Source organism: Vibrio sp. C8, assembly GCF_054051265.1.
Map to the genome: position 1 here is coordinate 79,711 of NZ_JBPAOE010000001.1, position 16,099 is coordinate 95,809.

Below are 16,099 nucleotides of genomic sequence, written 5' to 3' on the forward strand. Positions count from 1 at the left end.
TTGTAGGAAATAACATGTAGGTTTATTGATTTATAGCTGAATATAAATCAAATAAGTCAACAATGTCTTTTGAACGCTTATACCATTGATGCTCACCTGCAAGTTTAAAATTATCTAATGTGGCATTGAATAACTCGGCACCAGACAAATTTTTTATTCTTTCAGAAAGAGTGTTCATATTTTCAGCATTAAATGACAAATAGCCCTCACTAGGAAAGTTTTTCAAAAATTCACTTTCATAGCTTATCAAATACGCGCCATTTAACATCACATTTGAAATTCTTTCGTGACTACCATAAGGATGAGCACAAAAGTCATTAACCACGAACTTATAGTCTTTAAATCTACTGACTAATTCTTCCATTGGTAGCATCCCTTTGTAATTAACACCTAAAACTTTAGCTATTGATGTCCAGTTTTCATCTCCATAAATATCAACAGGAACACCAGATTGAACCAGTTGTTTAACAGTTTCAAATCGGTTTCTTGCTCTCATGTATGGAACTACATTCGCAAATACAATGCGTCGTAAATTTAAGTTGTGTTCACGGTTATGAAATGACAGGCCTACTTTGTTCTCTGCCACATCAAACGCGTCTTCAAAACCTAATCCTAATAACATTTGCTCATAAACTTCATCGCAAACTCGATCTGAAGGTCGTTCATTAGACCAAGGCCGATCTGCATCAGTTAAATTTGAAGAACCAGAAAACAGAATTCTATTTTGTCTAGATTCATACTGTGATTTTCCCGGTAAAAAATCCAAAGACTTCAGACCACCGTGAGGGATATATGCAACTAAATCCTTTTCTATTTTAGAAATATACTTTGCACTTGTTAGTTGAGATTTACACACAAATATATTGATACAATGTTCAAGTCCACTACAAATTCTCTCTTCGTGATAATAAGGGTGGTCAACATAAAAATTGATAACAGTTTTCTTTTGACTATTTAAATATTGAGTGAACGATTGACTTGCTACCGCCACACCATTAAAGGTAAAGATAAAATCACACTCTTCAATTTTATCTAGATTGTTATTTAACTCATCAGTCTCTTTTAGAAGGTCAAGTACAGTACATTGACAACTAAGTTCTTCAAAGCCTTTTACAATTTCGTCAGCGAACGTTCTAAGAGCCCCAAATTGAGAACTACCCTTTAGAACAACAATTTTTTTCATCAGCGGATACATTGGTTGCAAGAAATTTCAGGTAGTATACCAATATATTTTTGGAACAAACCTCACAAAAAACCACCAAAGAAATGCCTTACAAAATATTGCAATTACACCTACAAGGATTAATTTACCCCAAAAAAAAGCCAGCAATAAATGCTGGCTTCTCTGCTCCAAAAGCTAATTCACATTAGCCTAGCATTGACATCGCTAGTTGTGGAATTGTCTTGGTTGCACTTAGCATTTGCGCACCAGATTGCATCAACATTTGGTTCTTAGACATGTTGCCTGATTCAGATGCGAAGTCTGTATCCATGATACGACCTTTCGATGCTTCTAGGTTCTCTGTCATGTTTGCTAGGTTGTTGATGTTGTGCTCAAGGTTATTGATTTGAGCACCAAATGCTGCACGTGATTCACCTACTACATTAATGAAGCTAGATAGCGCAGCCATAGCGCTTTGACTTTTCGCTGCAGAAGAAATAGTTATAGTACCTTTAAATTGTGTAATTGCCGCATTTAAAGAAGTTAACGAACTAGTTACATTAACGTTAGTGGTCTCAGTTTTAGTTGAACCCGTTTGGAAAGTTACCGAGCTCTTCGCAAATACACCATCTGCGGTATTTAGCAGCTTCTGACCACCAAAGTTAGTGTTTGTCGTCATATCACTAAGTTGGTTTGCTAAAGCTTTAAATTCAGCATCTAGAGCAGCACGATCTTCTTTGGTATTCGAACCGTTCGCCGCTTGTGTTGCAAGATCGTTCATACGGTATGCGATGTTGGTCATCTCATCCATTGAAGATTCTGCTGTTTGCATCATTGAGATTGCATCTTGAGAGTTACGTGATGCTACTGACATACCACGAGATTGAAGCTCTAGACGGTTAGCAATTTGAAGACCCGCTGCATCGTCTGCTGCTGAGTTTACACGGTAACCAGTAGATAGACGCTCCATTGAAGTAGAAAGTGCGTTGTTTGTGCTGTTTAACGTGTTTTGAGTAACTAGGTTAGCGTAGTTAGTATGTAATGAAATAGCCATATCATGTACCTCTTAGAAAATTATTTAGATACCTTCGTATCCCTTTCACAAATTAGTTACGGCAAACTGATTTTTTTTATTTCAGGAAAATTTCAATTTATATGATTAACAGAATATCCCTACACAAAAAATAATTATTCTTACAATCACCCACCAGAACAATAACGAATTATCAATTCTAAGTCGTTATTAACAACCACTATCTAGCGTTTCAATATGTACGTCAGAATATTTTTCAACATCATTAACTACAAAATAGTAAACAACTGCGCAATTAGTGCGAAGAGAGTGACCTTTGGGCAGAAAAGCAAGGGCATAAGCTGTTGTACTAATAGAAAGCAAACGACTTAGTTGTATTTGGTCAATAACGCATACTGCTTCTGTACAGGTGGTATCAAAAAGACTGTTGTTGTTATATGCATTACCTAGATAAGAAAAACTATTGTCCATTAGATGTTCCAACTTATCGTCCCATATTTCATGAGGATAACCGTAGTATGTGCGTATGGAGATTCCGTTGACATCGGTTTCTGTTTTTCTCTGTCCATCAGTGCCTTGAATAACAGATTTAAAATACACGCCGTCAACAACTAACTGTAATGACGCCTTAACACCTTTCATTGCACTGGCTTTTGCATCATCTTGTAAGTTCAGAAAGCGCGGCGCAGCCGTCACACTTAGTATGCCTAAGATAACAATAACGATAACCAACTCAATTAATGTGAAACCCTTTGCCGTTTTCATTCACTCGCTCTCAATCAACACACCAAAATAAATGGAGAGCGTTTTTTTACTCTAAGAGCGTTTAAAAATCTTGCGGATTAGTTAAAGTCATCCAAGACTTACACCCAATTAAGCCTAGTCAAATCCATTGTCATCCATCATTCCTACTTATAGATACCGCCCTCTGTTAACAGTCATGCAAATATAAAGTGACAGCGATATTTGCTTTCAAGAAACATCTTCTATATACGAACATACAATCAGAATTGTCTGATGGTTTTCCCTGCTCATAAAAATAAAATGTTAGGCCGTTTATCGATATTTCCCTTGCTACTAATAAGCACGGCGTCAGTCAGATTTAGTGTGGTTGATGATTGATATAAACCATTAAACATCAATACGAAGGTTTTATGAGTACAGAGTTTTATAACAGCAACATCGCAATATTGAAGCACCGATTCCCTAAATTAGCCGAAGCAATCGACTCCCATAGCATCGACCACCTGAAGTTTGAAGTCGTTGAGCGATTGTTTGCAACACTATCGATAAATGGCATACAGCTAAGTAGTGCCTACGATCCCGTAGAAGAAGCCCTGGCTTACCGCTGCATGACTTCTGATAATACTTATCATATGTGGGGATTTGGTATCGGATCGGTACCTGAAGTATTACTAAATGATAAAAACTTGGAAAAAATCCACATATATGTCTACAACTTGGATATTATTAAACTGGTATTAACATTAATGCCTAAAATGTGGTTAGCTGATGAACGCATAGAGTTACATTATGTACATAAAGATATGAGTAACATAAACCCAATCCTTAATGTAGGGTTGTTCGGAAACAGTACTTTTGTTATTAACTCAGACCTGCATATCGCAAAATATTCACGTTCAAATTTAGACTGGATAGTGCATAGGATTGAAAATAGATTACTCGTGATTTCAGTGAATCGTTCCCATACAAATCCAGATTCAATGAAGAAGCTTTTAAGCATAGATGAAGAAAATTATCCTCTTCTTAAAAAAATGCATGTAATCGACCATTTGATCGAAAACAACCGATTTAAAGACGTGCTTTGTATTGGTGCGGGACCTTCTCTTGATGCCCATATAGAAGATGTAAAGGCTTTAGCTAAACTGCCAAACCGCCCGCTGTTTATGGCTCCATCAACAGCATTAAGGGCTCTACTTAAACACGGAATTAAGCCAGACATTTTAACTGTTATCGATACTACGATTTCAGCACAAACCATCCATTTCGATAAGTTACCAAAGACAACAACTCTAATCGGTAGCAGTCGCATACAGAAAGAAATTTTTGAACGGTGGAAAGGTAAGAAGTATTACTGTCACATGGTCGATGAAACGTTCGATAGTGTTAACGAGAAGCTACCATCTAAATATCGCATGAGCGTTTTCGGTTCAGTAATTCATCCAATGACAAACATGGCTATTTTGTTTGGCGCTGAAACGATCCGTTACATAGGTTGTGACTTTGGTTTTCCTGGCGATAAAATTCATGCTTCAACTGAAAAGAGCCTTGATTTGGATATGAGTGTAACTGTGGAAAATGGCTATGGTGAAATGATTAAATCAGAGCCCACATATCGCATGTTCTGCTCTGGCATTGAAAATCTTATAGCTCAATGCCCTCACATAGATTTTATTAATATGAGTCGCTTAGGTGCAAGAATTGTCGGTGCGCGTTATGAAGATGAGGCTAAGTAAATGCAAGATTTTGATATTGAAATAACACTAAAACAATCTGCAACAGCCTACTATGGAAATGACCATACCCTAGGCGGCTATTTATTGAAGGGGTGTTTACGCCGTTTGTCTTTGCTTCCTCTTAATTTGCAACAAGCTACCTATTTAAACGAAACCATAGCGAAGTTAAATGAGATAGTAAAAAAGTGCGATTTCACAGGCCTCGCAGACATGATCATGTTTGAACTCATCCAAAACTTCCCTGATTTTGATTCTTTGTTAGCTCAAGAAGCTCAAGATTCTGCTCAAAACTAAGCTCGACTGTAAAAATATGGAGTAGGTTGTAAGATTCTCCATCTACAACCTAATTCAAATTCTAACGAACCTTCATTATCTACGCTAGACAACCGTCAGCGGGCAAATTCTCGCAGCCCCCTACAGGCATTATCGGAAATGTCTGATAGTTTGCGTTCACTAATAAAAATAAAATATCTGACCTTATTTTCTTATCTTTCATGCTGCTTAGTCGTGAAAGTAAACACTAACTAGTGAACCTAAGACATGTTAAAAGGCTTAAAGATATTTAACTCTAAACTCGCGATCCCGCTCGTGCTGTTGATGATACTGGCGATGGTTATCTTACCGTTGCCGGCATTGTTGCTCGATGGTTTCTTCACTTTTAACATCATGCTGGCCATTGTTGTCTTGCTGGTAAGTAGTACCGTTAAACGAATTCTCGACTTCTCCGTGTTCCCTTCGTTGCTGTTAATTGCAACCTTACTTCGTCTAACACTTAACGTTGCCTCTACCCGTATCGTACTGCTTGAAGGTCATAACGGTGGCGACGCTGCCGGTAAGGTTATCCAATCGTTCGGTGAAGTGGTAATCGGCGGTAGCTACGTCGTAGGTATCGTTGTATTCGTTATCTTGATGATCATTAACTTTGTGGTTATCACCAAAGGTGGCGAACGTATTTCAGAAGTATCGGCTCGATTTACCCTAGATGCTTTACCGGGTAAACAGATGGCGATCGATGCCGACTTAAACTCAGGAAACATCGATCAAGAACAAGCTCGAGCCCGCCGTAAGGAAGTGGGTGATGAAGCGGAATTCTACGGCGCAATGGATGGTGCGAGTAAGTTCGTTCGTGGTGATGCCGTCGCAGGTTTGATGATCCTGTTCATCAACTTGATTGGTGGTGTACTGATCGGTATGTTTGAACACGGTCTGACCGTTAGCGAAGCCTTCCAAACCTACGCACTACTGACCATCGGTGACGGCCTTGTTGCTCAGATCCCATCGCTATTACTTGCTGTTTCAGCAGCAATCATCGTAACTCGTATCAGTGATAACGAGAACGACATGGCTGAGGTGATCAACAAGCAAATTCTTGCTTCACCTTCAGTGCTGTATATGACCGCTGGTGTGATGTTTATTATCGGTAGTGTACCGAACATGCCTCACCTCGCTTTCTATAGTTTCAGTGTTACCGTTGGCTTCGTCGCTTGGCGGCAAAGCCAAAAAGATGATGGAGTGGACCTCACCAAAGCTGAGGTTGAAGCACCTTTAGAAAAAACATCACTGAAAGATCACCCGTTAGATTGGGGAATTATTCCTTCCGTCGATGCGATTGCTTTACGCCTTGGGTTTAAACTGGTCCCTCTCGTTACTAACAAAGAACAAAACTCTTTGTTAAAGAGTATTCGTGGCTGTCGTAAAACACTGAGTGAACAAATTGGCTTTGTGATCCCAGAAGTCGTGATTCGCGATGACTTAGCACTCAAACCTGCTGAGTACGTTATTTTTGTCGATGGTGATGAAATAGAACGCGGTGAAGTGTATCCAGATATGCTGATGGCTGTAGGTCCGGGTGTTACGTCTGCCAACATCGACGGCACATTGGGCGTTGACCCAGCTTATCGCCTACCCGCGCTTTGGGTATCTAAAGAAGATAAAACCAAAGCGATTAACTTAGGCTTCCAGGTTATCGACATTCACGATGTGATTGCCACACACGTAAGTAAAGTGTGCACCGAACATCTGGATGGAATATTTAACTATGACGACGTGAAAGCGTTGAACAAACGCCTCGCTTACGAGCACCCAGAGCTGGCAGAGAGTTTATCAACAACGCTCACACCTAACTTGCAAATGATGGTGATTCGTCAGTTACTTGCTGAACAAGTGCCGATTATCAACATCCGTACTATTGCCAACACCCTGATAGAAAGTGGCGACAAGATTAAAGATCCTATCCTGCTTTCATCGAACATTCGTGTTGCGCTAAAGCGTACGATTTTGAACTTGGTGTCACCGTATTCTAAGTCGTTGAATGTGTTTACGTTGGGCGGACAAGTTGAACAGGACATCAAAGCAGGGATTACGCTGGCTCAGCAAAACGACCCAAACACACCGCTCGATGGCGTACCGTTGGCTCCTGAACTGCTGCAGAAGTTCCAGAACCGTATGCCTTCCATTGTGCAAACGATGCAGGCACAAGGTATGACTCCGGTATTGTTAGTGACACCAATGGCCCGCCCAATTGTCAGCAAACTGGCTCGCGCATTTGCCAAGGGGTTGATTATTCTGTCGTTTAATGAAATTCCTAACGAATATCAAATCAATCCTCTGGGACAAATCGACTAGGTGATGAACACTAATACACAAAAAGCTTCTCAAATGAGAAGCTTTTTTTTATCCAAATAAAAATGCAGACTAATTTTGTTCCACTTTGTTTTCGCCAGTGACGGTAACGCTCAGCTCTCTGCCGGACTCTGAATTCATAACGCGAATTCGGTCACCAACCATACCATCTTCCAAAGCTATACCTTCCATCTCCAATGAAAAGCTATTTGAATGGAATGAAATAATGACATGATGACCTTTGGTCGCCGCGTACTCTAATTCCACATAGCGACGAGTGAGAACCTGATTCGCCTTTACTGAACGTCTAAGTTTCGTTCCCACCACATCTTCAATGTGCTGATAAACGGTACCTTTGAGACTTAGCGTCTCCACATCCAGTTTTACATCGCTGGCTTCAATTCTATGTCCTTTGCGTAACGGGCCTTTAGTACTCACGACCTTGGTATCTACGCTGACGTTTGTCACCGCTTTGATTCGCCAGTTGTTACCACACTCTACCCACCAGGTTTCTGAACCTAGGTAGCTTCCCATTGCTTTATCTGAAAACAAAGGTTGTTCACAAGCAGGAAGATTTTTCACAGCGCTGGCGATACGGAAATTAATTTGCAGGTTTTGCAAAGCAGGAAACTGCCCAGTAACGGCAGCTTCGATTCTTTGAGACAGATAAGATTCTATTTGGAGTTGTGCAGAGTCTGCCCATGCGGGAGCACAGGCAAACAAAAGAGATAGGGGGACTAGTGAGTTACGCATTCACCTCGACTCGCAGAGATTCAACCGCATCTTGAATAACTTGCTGCTGCTGTATCACTAATCGAGTATGTAACTCAGTTTTGTTTTGACACTCTAAAACCAGCTCGTGAAGTTCATCCGTTGCTTTTTTAATTGTCTCTTGAGCTTTGCCACTCATTCTATGAACAAGTTCAGTGGCATAGCGGTTGTGATTACAACCTAATTTGCCTGCCAGTTCTTTACGTTCAAAGTGCAACTTACGCAGGGACTCACTAAAATCCGTCGCTTTCTGGTTATATTCGCTCACCTTCTCGTGATCGAATTTCAGACTGAATTGACGGATATCATCCAGCGTAGCAGATAATGTTTTAGCGATTTTCGCGCTTTCAACGGTTGCTTGAAAGTATAACTTTAGCAGTTCTTTTTTATCCATTATCGTAAGTTAGCTAACACCTGAGCTAACTCTCCCATATCAAATTTTATGCTACCATCGGCAATCTGTGATTTGATGTCAGCCACTCGAGCCAAATCAACGTCATCCATTGCCTTTAATGATGCACTACCTTCCGCAATGATATTTTGTTCGTGCATATTGATGTCTACTTGCTGTTTAGCCGGAGCAACCATTTCAGCTTTATTCAGGTCAGCAGAACGAGAAACGTTCTGTACGTCTTGAACACTGTATAACGCGCTACTATTTTCAATTTTCATGGTTGGCTCCTACCTATCTGTATTCTCTTCAATAATACATTACGGCAATGTTTTAAGTTTTATTTCACTTTTTTATTAAAGAAACGACATTTTCTCTGTTTGGCCCGACATAGTGCTTTTGAATGGCCTTTAATGCGGAAGTACCATTCGTTGCAAACAATGCTTTTATGTTTTGCCCAAGATCATCCGAAGCTTTATGACAGTAGCCAATGAGTTTATCCGCAAGATGACTTTGTGAGTTAAGGATTTCCACTGCATGGCTGTGCATTTCATTTACGCGAGCGATAACACGCTCAATTGCCTCCAAGGCATCGTTAGCTCTGATATCAAGCATAGTGATCATTTCCACGGTTGGATAACGCGTCAGTGCGCTGACCGTAATCGGATTACCTTCTGGGTAACGACCACCCTGACCGGAAATAAAAATTTTAAGATCCCATTTACGCCACATATGATCCGGCATAGCGATAATCAAACCATTCTCGTCATCACGACGTAATCGCATTTGACCTAAGGAAAACATGACCGAGAATTGTTCAAAAAGACCTTGGTCAGACTCAACACGATCGAATGCCAAAGGAATCATTTTATTATTGATGTAGAGCGTAACCAGTTCGTTGGTTAGACGTTCGCGCACCAAATCTAGCCCTGGGACATAAAAATCAATCTCTGCAATGTTGGTCGTAACCGGAGCAAAAGACGAATCAATGATGTGTCGCCCAAAATGCTGGCTATTCACCGCGTTCATAATTTCGCGCTTGTGAATATCAACACTGTTCAGGTCAACAGCAGTCTCCGCGCCCATAGAAACCAATCGCTTAATTTCTACCGCTGAGCGGGCAATTCTCTTCAGTTGTTCAACAGCCAACATCAAACCATTCACAGAACGGTGAGTATCCGCTAACTCTGCAATTAACCTTGGGCGCTCTTTCAAACGACTCAAAGCATGCTGAGAGAGCATATTTGCCGAAGAGGTTTTGTTAACTGAACTGGCTTTTTCTGTTTTCGATAAACGCCCTGCCCCTACGTTTGCAGTGGTTTGCCCGCGTAGAGGAGAGGTAGAATTAGAGTTAGATATCGTCTGTGAGCGCACTGAAACCTAACCTTATGACAAACGAACTTCGTTAGAAATGCTGAGCTGAATCACACCTTCGCTTTGCAGACGACGTACGATGTCCAGAATTTCCTTACGGGCTCCTTCCACTTGGCTAACAGGTACCGCTCCGATACGTTGAATATTTTCTTTTAGCTGAGTTGCCAAACGATTCGGCATGGTGTTGAAGATATAAGCACGATTTTCTTCAGGCATACCTTTCATTGCAAATGCCCATTGTTCAATGGTCACTTCATTGTTAATGGCATCAATAGTTTCTTGGCTTTGAGTAAACAGAGAGTAGAAGTCGAACATCGCTTCCTGAATCTCTTCAGCCATCTTCTCATTACGCTGTGTAAGGTATTCAAAGATTGCTGCCTTATCACCCTGTAGACGGTTGATAATGTCTGCCACCACTTTGGTACCTTTGATAGTTTGAGGCGCGCCATCGTTGTAATTTTCTTTACAACGGGCAATCAGGTCTTTCAACGTCTCTGTGATCCCGGATGTCAGAACCTGAGTTTGAGAAATCTGATAAATAAGCTCATTGCACTCTTCTACTGTGTATTGCTCTAGCACCTTAGACGCATAATCCAAAGGTAAGTGAGCAATCAGCAGTGCCTGCATCGTAATGTGCTCATGACGTAAATCTTCCACTAAGATATCAGCGGGAATCCACGCTAATTGCTCAGCGTGAGTGCGTATTTCATCACCGTAGATTTCCGAGACTAGGTCTTTCGCCAAGTTGCCATTCAACGTCTTATCGAGAACATTGGTTAGATACTGACGAGTACCACCAATAATGCCGGAGTGCGAACGAAAGTCTTCAAAGAAACCGACAATAGAACGCAATGCATCATTGGCTTTAATATCTTTCATTTTGCTCATCGAATGAGCCAAACGCTTGATCTCGTCGTGTGAGAAACCTTTCAACACTTCAGAGCTGATATCTTCGCCCATAGTCAAGATGAGTAGCGCTACACCTTCAACCGTTTGATGGGCATTACTTGGATTTTCTATTTGTTCACTCATGCATGCATCCACGTTCTCAGAATTTCAGTGACTCGTTTCGGATCGTTTTGAGCGATCATCTTCAGATGTTGAATCTGAACTTCTAACGGGCTGTCTGACTCTGGTAAGTTGTCATCCATGGCTTTAATACCTGCAGCGTCTAGTGCAAGTGAATCCAATTTATTTTCTAATCCAGCAACCGCAGTCGCACTGTTAGAGCTTAGAGCAGCCATTTCACCGGTAGAACCGACTTCCAGCCCCTCGGGTAGTTCTTCAAGATCAGAACCGTCTGTTTTAGTTAGGTACTGAGCCAGAGGACGAAGCACCAGTACTATTAGCAGTGCGGCAACCAGCGCACCAAGCAGATACTTGATTGGCTGCAGAATATCTTGGTCTTTGTACCAAGCCATTTGTTCTGCATCTGGCATATTTGAGGCAACAAATGGGAAGCTAGTGACATAGATATCATCGCCACGTTCTTCTTCATACCCCACGGCACTACGAACGACGTTTTGCATTCGTTCTAATGTTGCATCAGACCAACCGGCTTCACCAGCCATGCTCTCATTGACGATCACTGAAATCGTTAGCTTTTCGACAATACCTTGCTGATGCTGAACATGGGTAACTTTACCGCTCACGGCGTATTCACGCTTTGATTCATTGCGGCTGGCTTTGGCTTTGTTCGTCTGTCCTTCCTGATTTTGCGTATCTTGGTCAGTGACAGGAGGTGTATTGCTTAGTGCTCCCGGAATACCTAAAGCTAAGCTGCCGTTATTCTCATCGCTCATTAATGTTTCAGCTCGAACAACGGGTGTGCCGTAGGTTTCTTCTGTTTCCTGACGTTTCGAGAAATCAACCTTTGCAGACACCTGAACACGAAAATTCGAAGCACCCAAGATAGGCGTAAGCATGTCTGATGCTTGTGACACCAAGTGCTTTTCAATGTTACGGCGGTAATCTGTTTGGCGATTGGTCGATATCGCTAAGTCATCGAGTGAAGTATCTTTTGATAACAGACGACCGTATTGGTCAACTACACGTACGTTTTCAGCCTTCAGACCAATCACAGCACCTGAAACCAAGTTAACGATAGAATCGACCTGACCAGGTTTAAGATCCATACCTTCAATAAGCTGAACCATCACAGAAGCGCGAGCTTGTTCTTGGTCTTTACGTTTAAACAGTGATGCTTTAGGAATTGCCAGATGCACACGTGCAACCGCGATAGATTCCATAGTCACAATACTTCTCGCTAACTCACCTTCTAAAGCATGGCGATAGCGAGCGGTTTCCATAAATTGGCTTTCGCCCAATGAATCTGTACTTGCTAACGTATCAAAGCCACTTGGCAATTGCTGCTTTAGACCTTTTGCAGCCAGAATCATCCTTGTTTTTGCGACCTCATTGCTTGGCACCATGATTTGGCCGCTGTCGCTGTTTAGCTCATACTTGAGCCCAGATTGATCTAAAAGTTGCAGTACCTGACTAGAGTCATAGTTTGAAGAAGTACTGTAAAGCGGGCGGAACTCTTCCGCAGACGCCCATAACATGACGACAATGATCGCAGCTGAGATCATTGAAAATATTGTGATTATGACAACATTACGTTGCGAGCTGCTCCAGAACGACTTTACTCTCTCCACGGCAGATTGTAATTTGTCGGATGCATTAGAAGCTACGATCGTAACCCCTTTCTCATTTGCCATATATAACGCCTATCGTCACTAAACAGACATCTTGATGATGTCATTGAAATTCGTAACCATCTTGTTTCGAACTTGCATTAATGCTGAAAAAGAAAGCTGCGCTTTCTGCGCAGCCACTGTCGCGCCAATAAGATCATCACTTTGACCCAGTTCAACTGCAGAAATCTTTGCTTCAGCAGTCTTTTGGCGAGCGTCAACAGTATCAAAAATTCCTTTTAATGTGCTGCCAAAGCCGAGGCTTGAGGACATTCCTACGCGACTATCAGATATTTCGACAAGTTTAGTTAATGGGTTCTGAGTAATCGCTTGGTTTTCATTCAAGCGATTGATCATTGATTGTTCAACCCCAGTAATAGCAGTCATTTCCAAAACTTTTCTCCTTACACCTTTCTGTTTGAAAAGCGTACATTTTTTCTATTTTCTAACCAGTTCAACTTCAACTCGGCGGTTTTTATCTCGCCCTTCTGCTGTGTTATTGGTGGCAATTGGGTAGCGAGAGCCATGCCCTCTCAGTTCCATTTTCTCTTTTGGAACCCCAGCCAACATCATCCAATAAGCCACATCATCAGCACGTCTTCTTGAAACACTCAAGTTCACCACCGTATCTCCGTGGCTATCCGAGTGACCGCTGATCATGACCTTCTTAATGCGCTTATCGAACAGCACCAGTTCACTGATTTCAGACAATTGTTCACGTTGTGCTTCCGTCAACGCTAGTGCACCAGATTTGAAGTTAAATACCGTCTTACGCGCCTCTTGATAACTGACTGGCGGCAATGCTGTTGTGCAGCTTTGAAAGGTTTCAGTTGCGCTGTGCATGTTAGCCGTTGGGAAAGTGACGCTATGAAAATCATCACGTACCGTTAACCAAGCACCGCTCATTACGTCACGATAGACAAAGTCTGCCCCTTGAGTGACTTCTGCCGATTTTTTCTTGCGGATGAACTCATTCACCATGGTCGATTCATACAGAGCGCTCCCCCAAACTGGTGGCTCGGTTTCAATCACCATACTGTCGTTAAATGAGCCAACACTACGTCCGGAAATCACGAGTGAAATAGGCTTACCCGCAACCACATCAAACTTGGCGTTGATGCCTGAGTGAGAGTCTTCTACTGAGAGGTAACAGGTGTCACCATCATTCACCGCTTTCCATTGCACCTCATCAAAAGGTACAACGTAGTCAGCAGCATTAGAGACAAAAGCAGCGCTTGAAAGCGCTGCCGTTATTAAGGCTTGGTATTTCATACAAAATCACATCAAGTCAAACAATGATGAACTGGTCATTACTTTGGCAAACACCGACTGCGATGCCTGTAATGTGTTCATACTTGCAGTCAAACGAACCGATGCTTCTGCATAATCTAATGCATTGATATCTGTCTTTACCGTTTCCGCGTACAGAGCAGCATCTGCATTATTAACGGCCATTCGGTCAAGAGAGTTATAGTTTGCACCCAGAATAGTCACGGTATTTAAAACGCTTTTTTGAGTGGCATCAGTACTGTCTATCGCAGCGCCCAGAATGGCATTCTTATCCGCTGTTGGATTTTTCAATTCGGCAATTGCAGCGTCTAATGTTGTAAAGAAATCCAAGCTACCTTGAAGCGTTTCTTGAACAGTAAAGTTGCTGTTCATTGAACCATCTTCACTGATTTTGGTGTTGCGGTGATCTGCGTTGCCACCAAATGAATAGCTCACAGGGTCCGTTGAATCATCGACAATAATCGCTTCTGAATACACGTCAGTACCAGAGAAAATGTAGATACCATCTGACTTCTTGTTAAAGGTGTCTAAAGCTTGCTGTCTCAACGACTCAAGCTCTGCGATGATACCGCCACTTGATTCTTCACCTACTGTGGCGTTATTCGCCTGCAACAACAGGTCATGCACGTCTAGAGCCAGTTCATTGACCGACATCAGATACGTTTCATATTCGCTGTACTTTGACTGCACATTGGAAATATTGCTTGAATATTGCTCTGAGCTGGAAATGGTTTTATCCAGACTTAACAGTTTCATCGAACCACTTGGGTCATCTGACAAACTGTTAATTTTGTTACCTGTAGCGATTTGCTCTGCGACACGGTTGATTTCAACGTTTGAGTTCATCATCGATCGCGTCATCATAGTGGTAAATTGTGAATCTGTGACTCGCATAATAGTCTCCGATTAGAATGAGTTGAGGACGGTGTCGAACATCTGGCTAGCAGTAGAGATAACCTTCATGTTGGCCTGATACGCATTCATATACATCATCAGGTTCGCCGCTTCTTCGTCTGAACTTACCGCACTGATGCTGTCGCGAGCAGTTTGCGCTTCACTGATACTGATAGACGCAGTGCTAAAGTTGTTTTGAGCTTGCTGAGTGGCGACACCGACATAACCATTAATTTTTGCGTAAGCGTCATATACGTTGATATTTGAGCCGCCGATAGAAATTGGTTGATTCGCCAAATCCGCAAGTGCTGTAGCAAAAGAGCCATCACCAATACTACCGGTTCCAGACAATGCTAACTCTTCCGCTGTAATACCGGTCAGGTTTAAAGAACTCGCAGGGTTATCTGGGTCATAAGTAAACAATGCTTGTCCCGCGTTACCGTTAAGATCAGTGGCACCCGCAGATGTGAGAATGGAGTTCACCGCATCAGCAAACCCTGCTGCGATGTTGTTGATATCTTCCATAATCGGGAAGTACTGATCATTTTTCAGATCGGCAATTGCGCCCAACTCACCGCCTTTCGGATCGTTAAGAGCAACAGACTGACCATTAAAGGTTAAAACAAGGTCGGTATTGTAAGCGCCGCCCATTGCTTCATTGACACTAATTTGAGCAACACTCTGACCAGAGAGCAACGGCTGACCAGATTTGGTGGATAGCTCTACTGTACCGTCTTCTTTGGTCAGGACATTCACGCCAATCGATTTAGAAATCTCATTTAACTGCAGATCCAATGCGTCTTGCAGGCTCGCAATATCCTGTCCTGAACCTGACGCTTTACGAATCTGCTCATTCAGTTTGGCAATGTTATCCAACTGGCTGTTTAAGCTTTCGATGGTTTGATTTTGAGTTCGCATCAAAGTGCTAAGTTCGTTTTCAATTTGCCCCATGGTGCCGTTGAAACGAGACGCTAAACTGCCAGCCGTTGCGAGAATTTGGTTACGGTAAACCAGTGATTCTGGGCTCAAGGTGGCTTCATCCAGTGCTGCGAAAAACTCATCAAAACCAGTGCTGATATTCAAACCTTCCATACCCAGAACGTTCTCAATACCTTGCATGCCAACCATATAAGTCTGGTTGTATTGCATTTCCTGACCCGCAGTGCGTAAACGTTCGATAGCCGCTTGATCAGAAACTCGACGGATACTTGCTACCGTTACACCATCACCTGCACCGTAATTACCTGCGCCTCCGTAGACGACTGTGGCTTGTTCGACAACTTTGCGCGTGTAGCCGGTTACCGTCATATTTGCCGTATTTTGCGCTGTCACGTTCATGGCGACTTGGTTCGCCATTAAACCTGATAAGCCAATGTTATACATACTCAT

At 42.2% G+C, this 16,099-nt stretch carries 16 protein-coding genes; 3 read left to right on the forward strand and 13 right to left on the reverse strand.

Annotated elements, in window-relative coordinates; all coding sequences use genetic code 11:
* Positions 1–22: 22 nt before the first annotated feature.
* The 3 genes from ACRQQK_RS00365 to ACRQQK_RS00375 all read right to left on the reverse strand — a co-directional run bounded on the left by ACRQQK_RS00365 (position 23) and on the right by ACRQQK_RS00375 (position 2,960).
* On the reverse strand, positions 23–1,183 hold the full coding sequence (locus tag ACRQQK_RS00365) for a hypothetical protein (RefSeq protein ID WP_457509302.1): 1,161 nt from the start codon (positions 1,181–1,183) through the stop codon (positions 23–25).
* 184 nt (positions 1,184–1,367) lie between these two features.
* Positions 1,368–2,216, reverse strand: coding sequence for a lateral flagellin LafA (gene lafA / locus ACRQQK_RS00370; protein WP_457509304.1), 849 nt, complete (start codon positions 2,214–2,216; stop codon positions 1,368–1,370).
* 189 nt (positions 2,217–2,405) lie between these two features.
* The gene (locus ACRQQK_RS00375) at positions 2,406–2,960 is read right to left on the reverse strand and encodes a type II secretion system protein (protein ID WP_457509306.1); all 555 of its coding nucleotides are present in this window, start codon (positions 2,958–2,960) and stop codon (positions 2,406–2,408) included.
* 389 nt (positions 2,961–3,349) lie between these two features.
* On the opposite strand from ACRQQK_RS00375, the gene ACRQQK_RS00380 reads away from it, so the two are divergent.
* From ACRQQK_RS00380 to ACRQQK_RS00390, 3 genes are all read left to right on the forward strand, one after another.
* Positions 3,350–4,672, forward strand: a complete 1,323-nt coding sequence (locus tag ACRQQK_RS00380) for a motility associated factor glycosyltransferase family protein (protein ID WP_457509308.1) — start codon at positions 3,350–3,352, stop codon at positions 4,670–4,672.
* Positions 4,673–4,966, forward strand: coding sequence for a hypothetical protein (locus ACRQQK_RS00385; protein ID WP_457509310.1), 294 nt, complete (start codon positions 4,673–4,675; stop codon positions 4,964–4,966).
* Positions 4,967–5,212: 246 nt separating this feature from the next.
* On the forward strand, positions 5,213–7,297 hold the full coding sequence (locus ACRQQK_RS00390) for a flagellar biosynthesis protein FlhA (RefSeq protein ID WP_457509312.1): 2,085 nt from the start codon (positions 5,213–5,215) through the stop codon (positions 7,295–7,297).
* 69 nt (positions 7,298–7,366) lie between these two features.
* Here ACRQQK_RS00390 and flgA read toward each other — a convergent pair whose 3' ends face one another.
* The 10 genes from flgA to flgK form a co-directional block, all read right to left on the reverse strand.
* On the reverse strand, positions 7,367–8,047 hold the full coding sequence (gene flgA, locus ACRQQK_RS00395) for a flagellar basal body P-ring formation chaperone FlgA (RefSeq protein ID WP_457509314.1): 681 nt from the start codon (positions 8,045–8,047) through the stop codon (positions 7,367–7,369).
* Complete coding sequence (locus ACRQQK_RS00400; RefSeq protein WP_457509316.1) at positions 8,040–8,459, reverse strand: flagellar export chaperone FlgN; 420 nt, start codon at positions 8,457–8,459, stop codon at positions 8,040–8,042. Before ACRQQK_RS00400 ends, flgA begins: the two co-directional genes overlap by 8 nt.
* On the reverse strand, positions 8,459–8,737 hold the full coding sequence (locus ACRQQK_RS00405) for a flagellar biosynthesis anti-sigma factor FlgM (RefSeq protein WP_102962635.1): 279 nt from the start codon (positions 8,735–8,737) through the stop codon (positions 8,459–8,461). Before ACRQQK_RS00405 ends, ACRQQK_RS00400 begins: the two co-directional genes overlap by 1 nt.
* A gap of 64 nt (positions 8,738–8,801) precedes the next feature.
* On the reverse strand, positions 8,802–9,830 hold the full coding sequence (locus tag ACRQQK_RS00410) for a hypothetical protein (protein WP_245879047.1): 1,029 nt from the start codon (positions 9,828–9,830) through the stop codon (positions 8,802–8,804).
* Positions 9,831–9,842: 12 nt separating this feature from the next.
* Positions 9,843–10,862, reverse strand: coding sequence for a FliG C-terminal domain-containing protein (locus ACRQQK_RS00415; protein ID WP_102962636.1), 1,020 nt, complete (start codon positions 10,860–10,862; stop codon positions 9,843–9,845).
* On the reverse strand, positions 10,859–12,550 hold the full coding sequence (fliF, locus tag ACRQQK_RS00420) for a flagellar basal-body MS-ring/collar protein FliF (protein WP_457509318.1): 1,692 nt from the start codon (positions 12,548–12,550) through the stop codon (positions 10,859–10,861). Before fliF ends, ACRQQK_RS00415 begins: the two co-directional genes overlap by 4 nt.
* 18 nt (positions 12,551–12,568) lie before the next feature.
* Positions 12,569–12,913 (reverse strand): flagellar hook-basal body complex protein FliE, encoded by a 345-nt coding sequence (locus tag ACRQQK_RS00425; protein ID WP_457509457.1) that lies wholly within the window; start codon positions 12,911–12,913, stop codon positions 12,569–12,571.
* A 51-nt stretch (positions 12,914–12,964) separates the two neighbouring features.
* Positions 12,965–13,798, reverse strand: coding sequence for an OmpA family protein (locus ACRQQK_RS00430; protein WP_457509320.1), 834 nt, complete (start codon positions 13,796–13,798; stop codon positions 12,965–12,967).
* A 6-nt stretch (positions 13,799–13,804) separates the two neighbouring features.
* Complete coding sequence (gene flgL / locus ACRQQK_RS00435; RefSeq protein WP_457509321.1) at positions 13,805–14,710, reverse strand: flagellar hook-associated protein FlgL; 906 nt, start codon at positions 14,708–14,710, stop codon at positions 13,805–13,807.
* A 12-nt stretch (positions 14,711–14,722) separates the two neighbouring features.
* Complete coding sequence (gene flgK, locus ACRQQK_RS00440; protein WP_457509323.1) at positions 14,723–16,099, reverse strand: flagellar hook-associated protein FlgK; 1,377 nt, start codon at positions 16,097–16,099, stop codon at positions 14,723–14,725.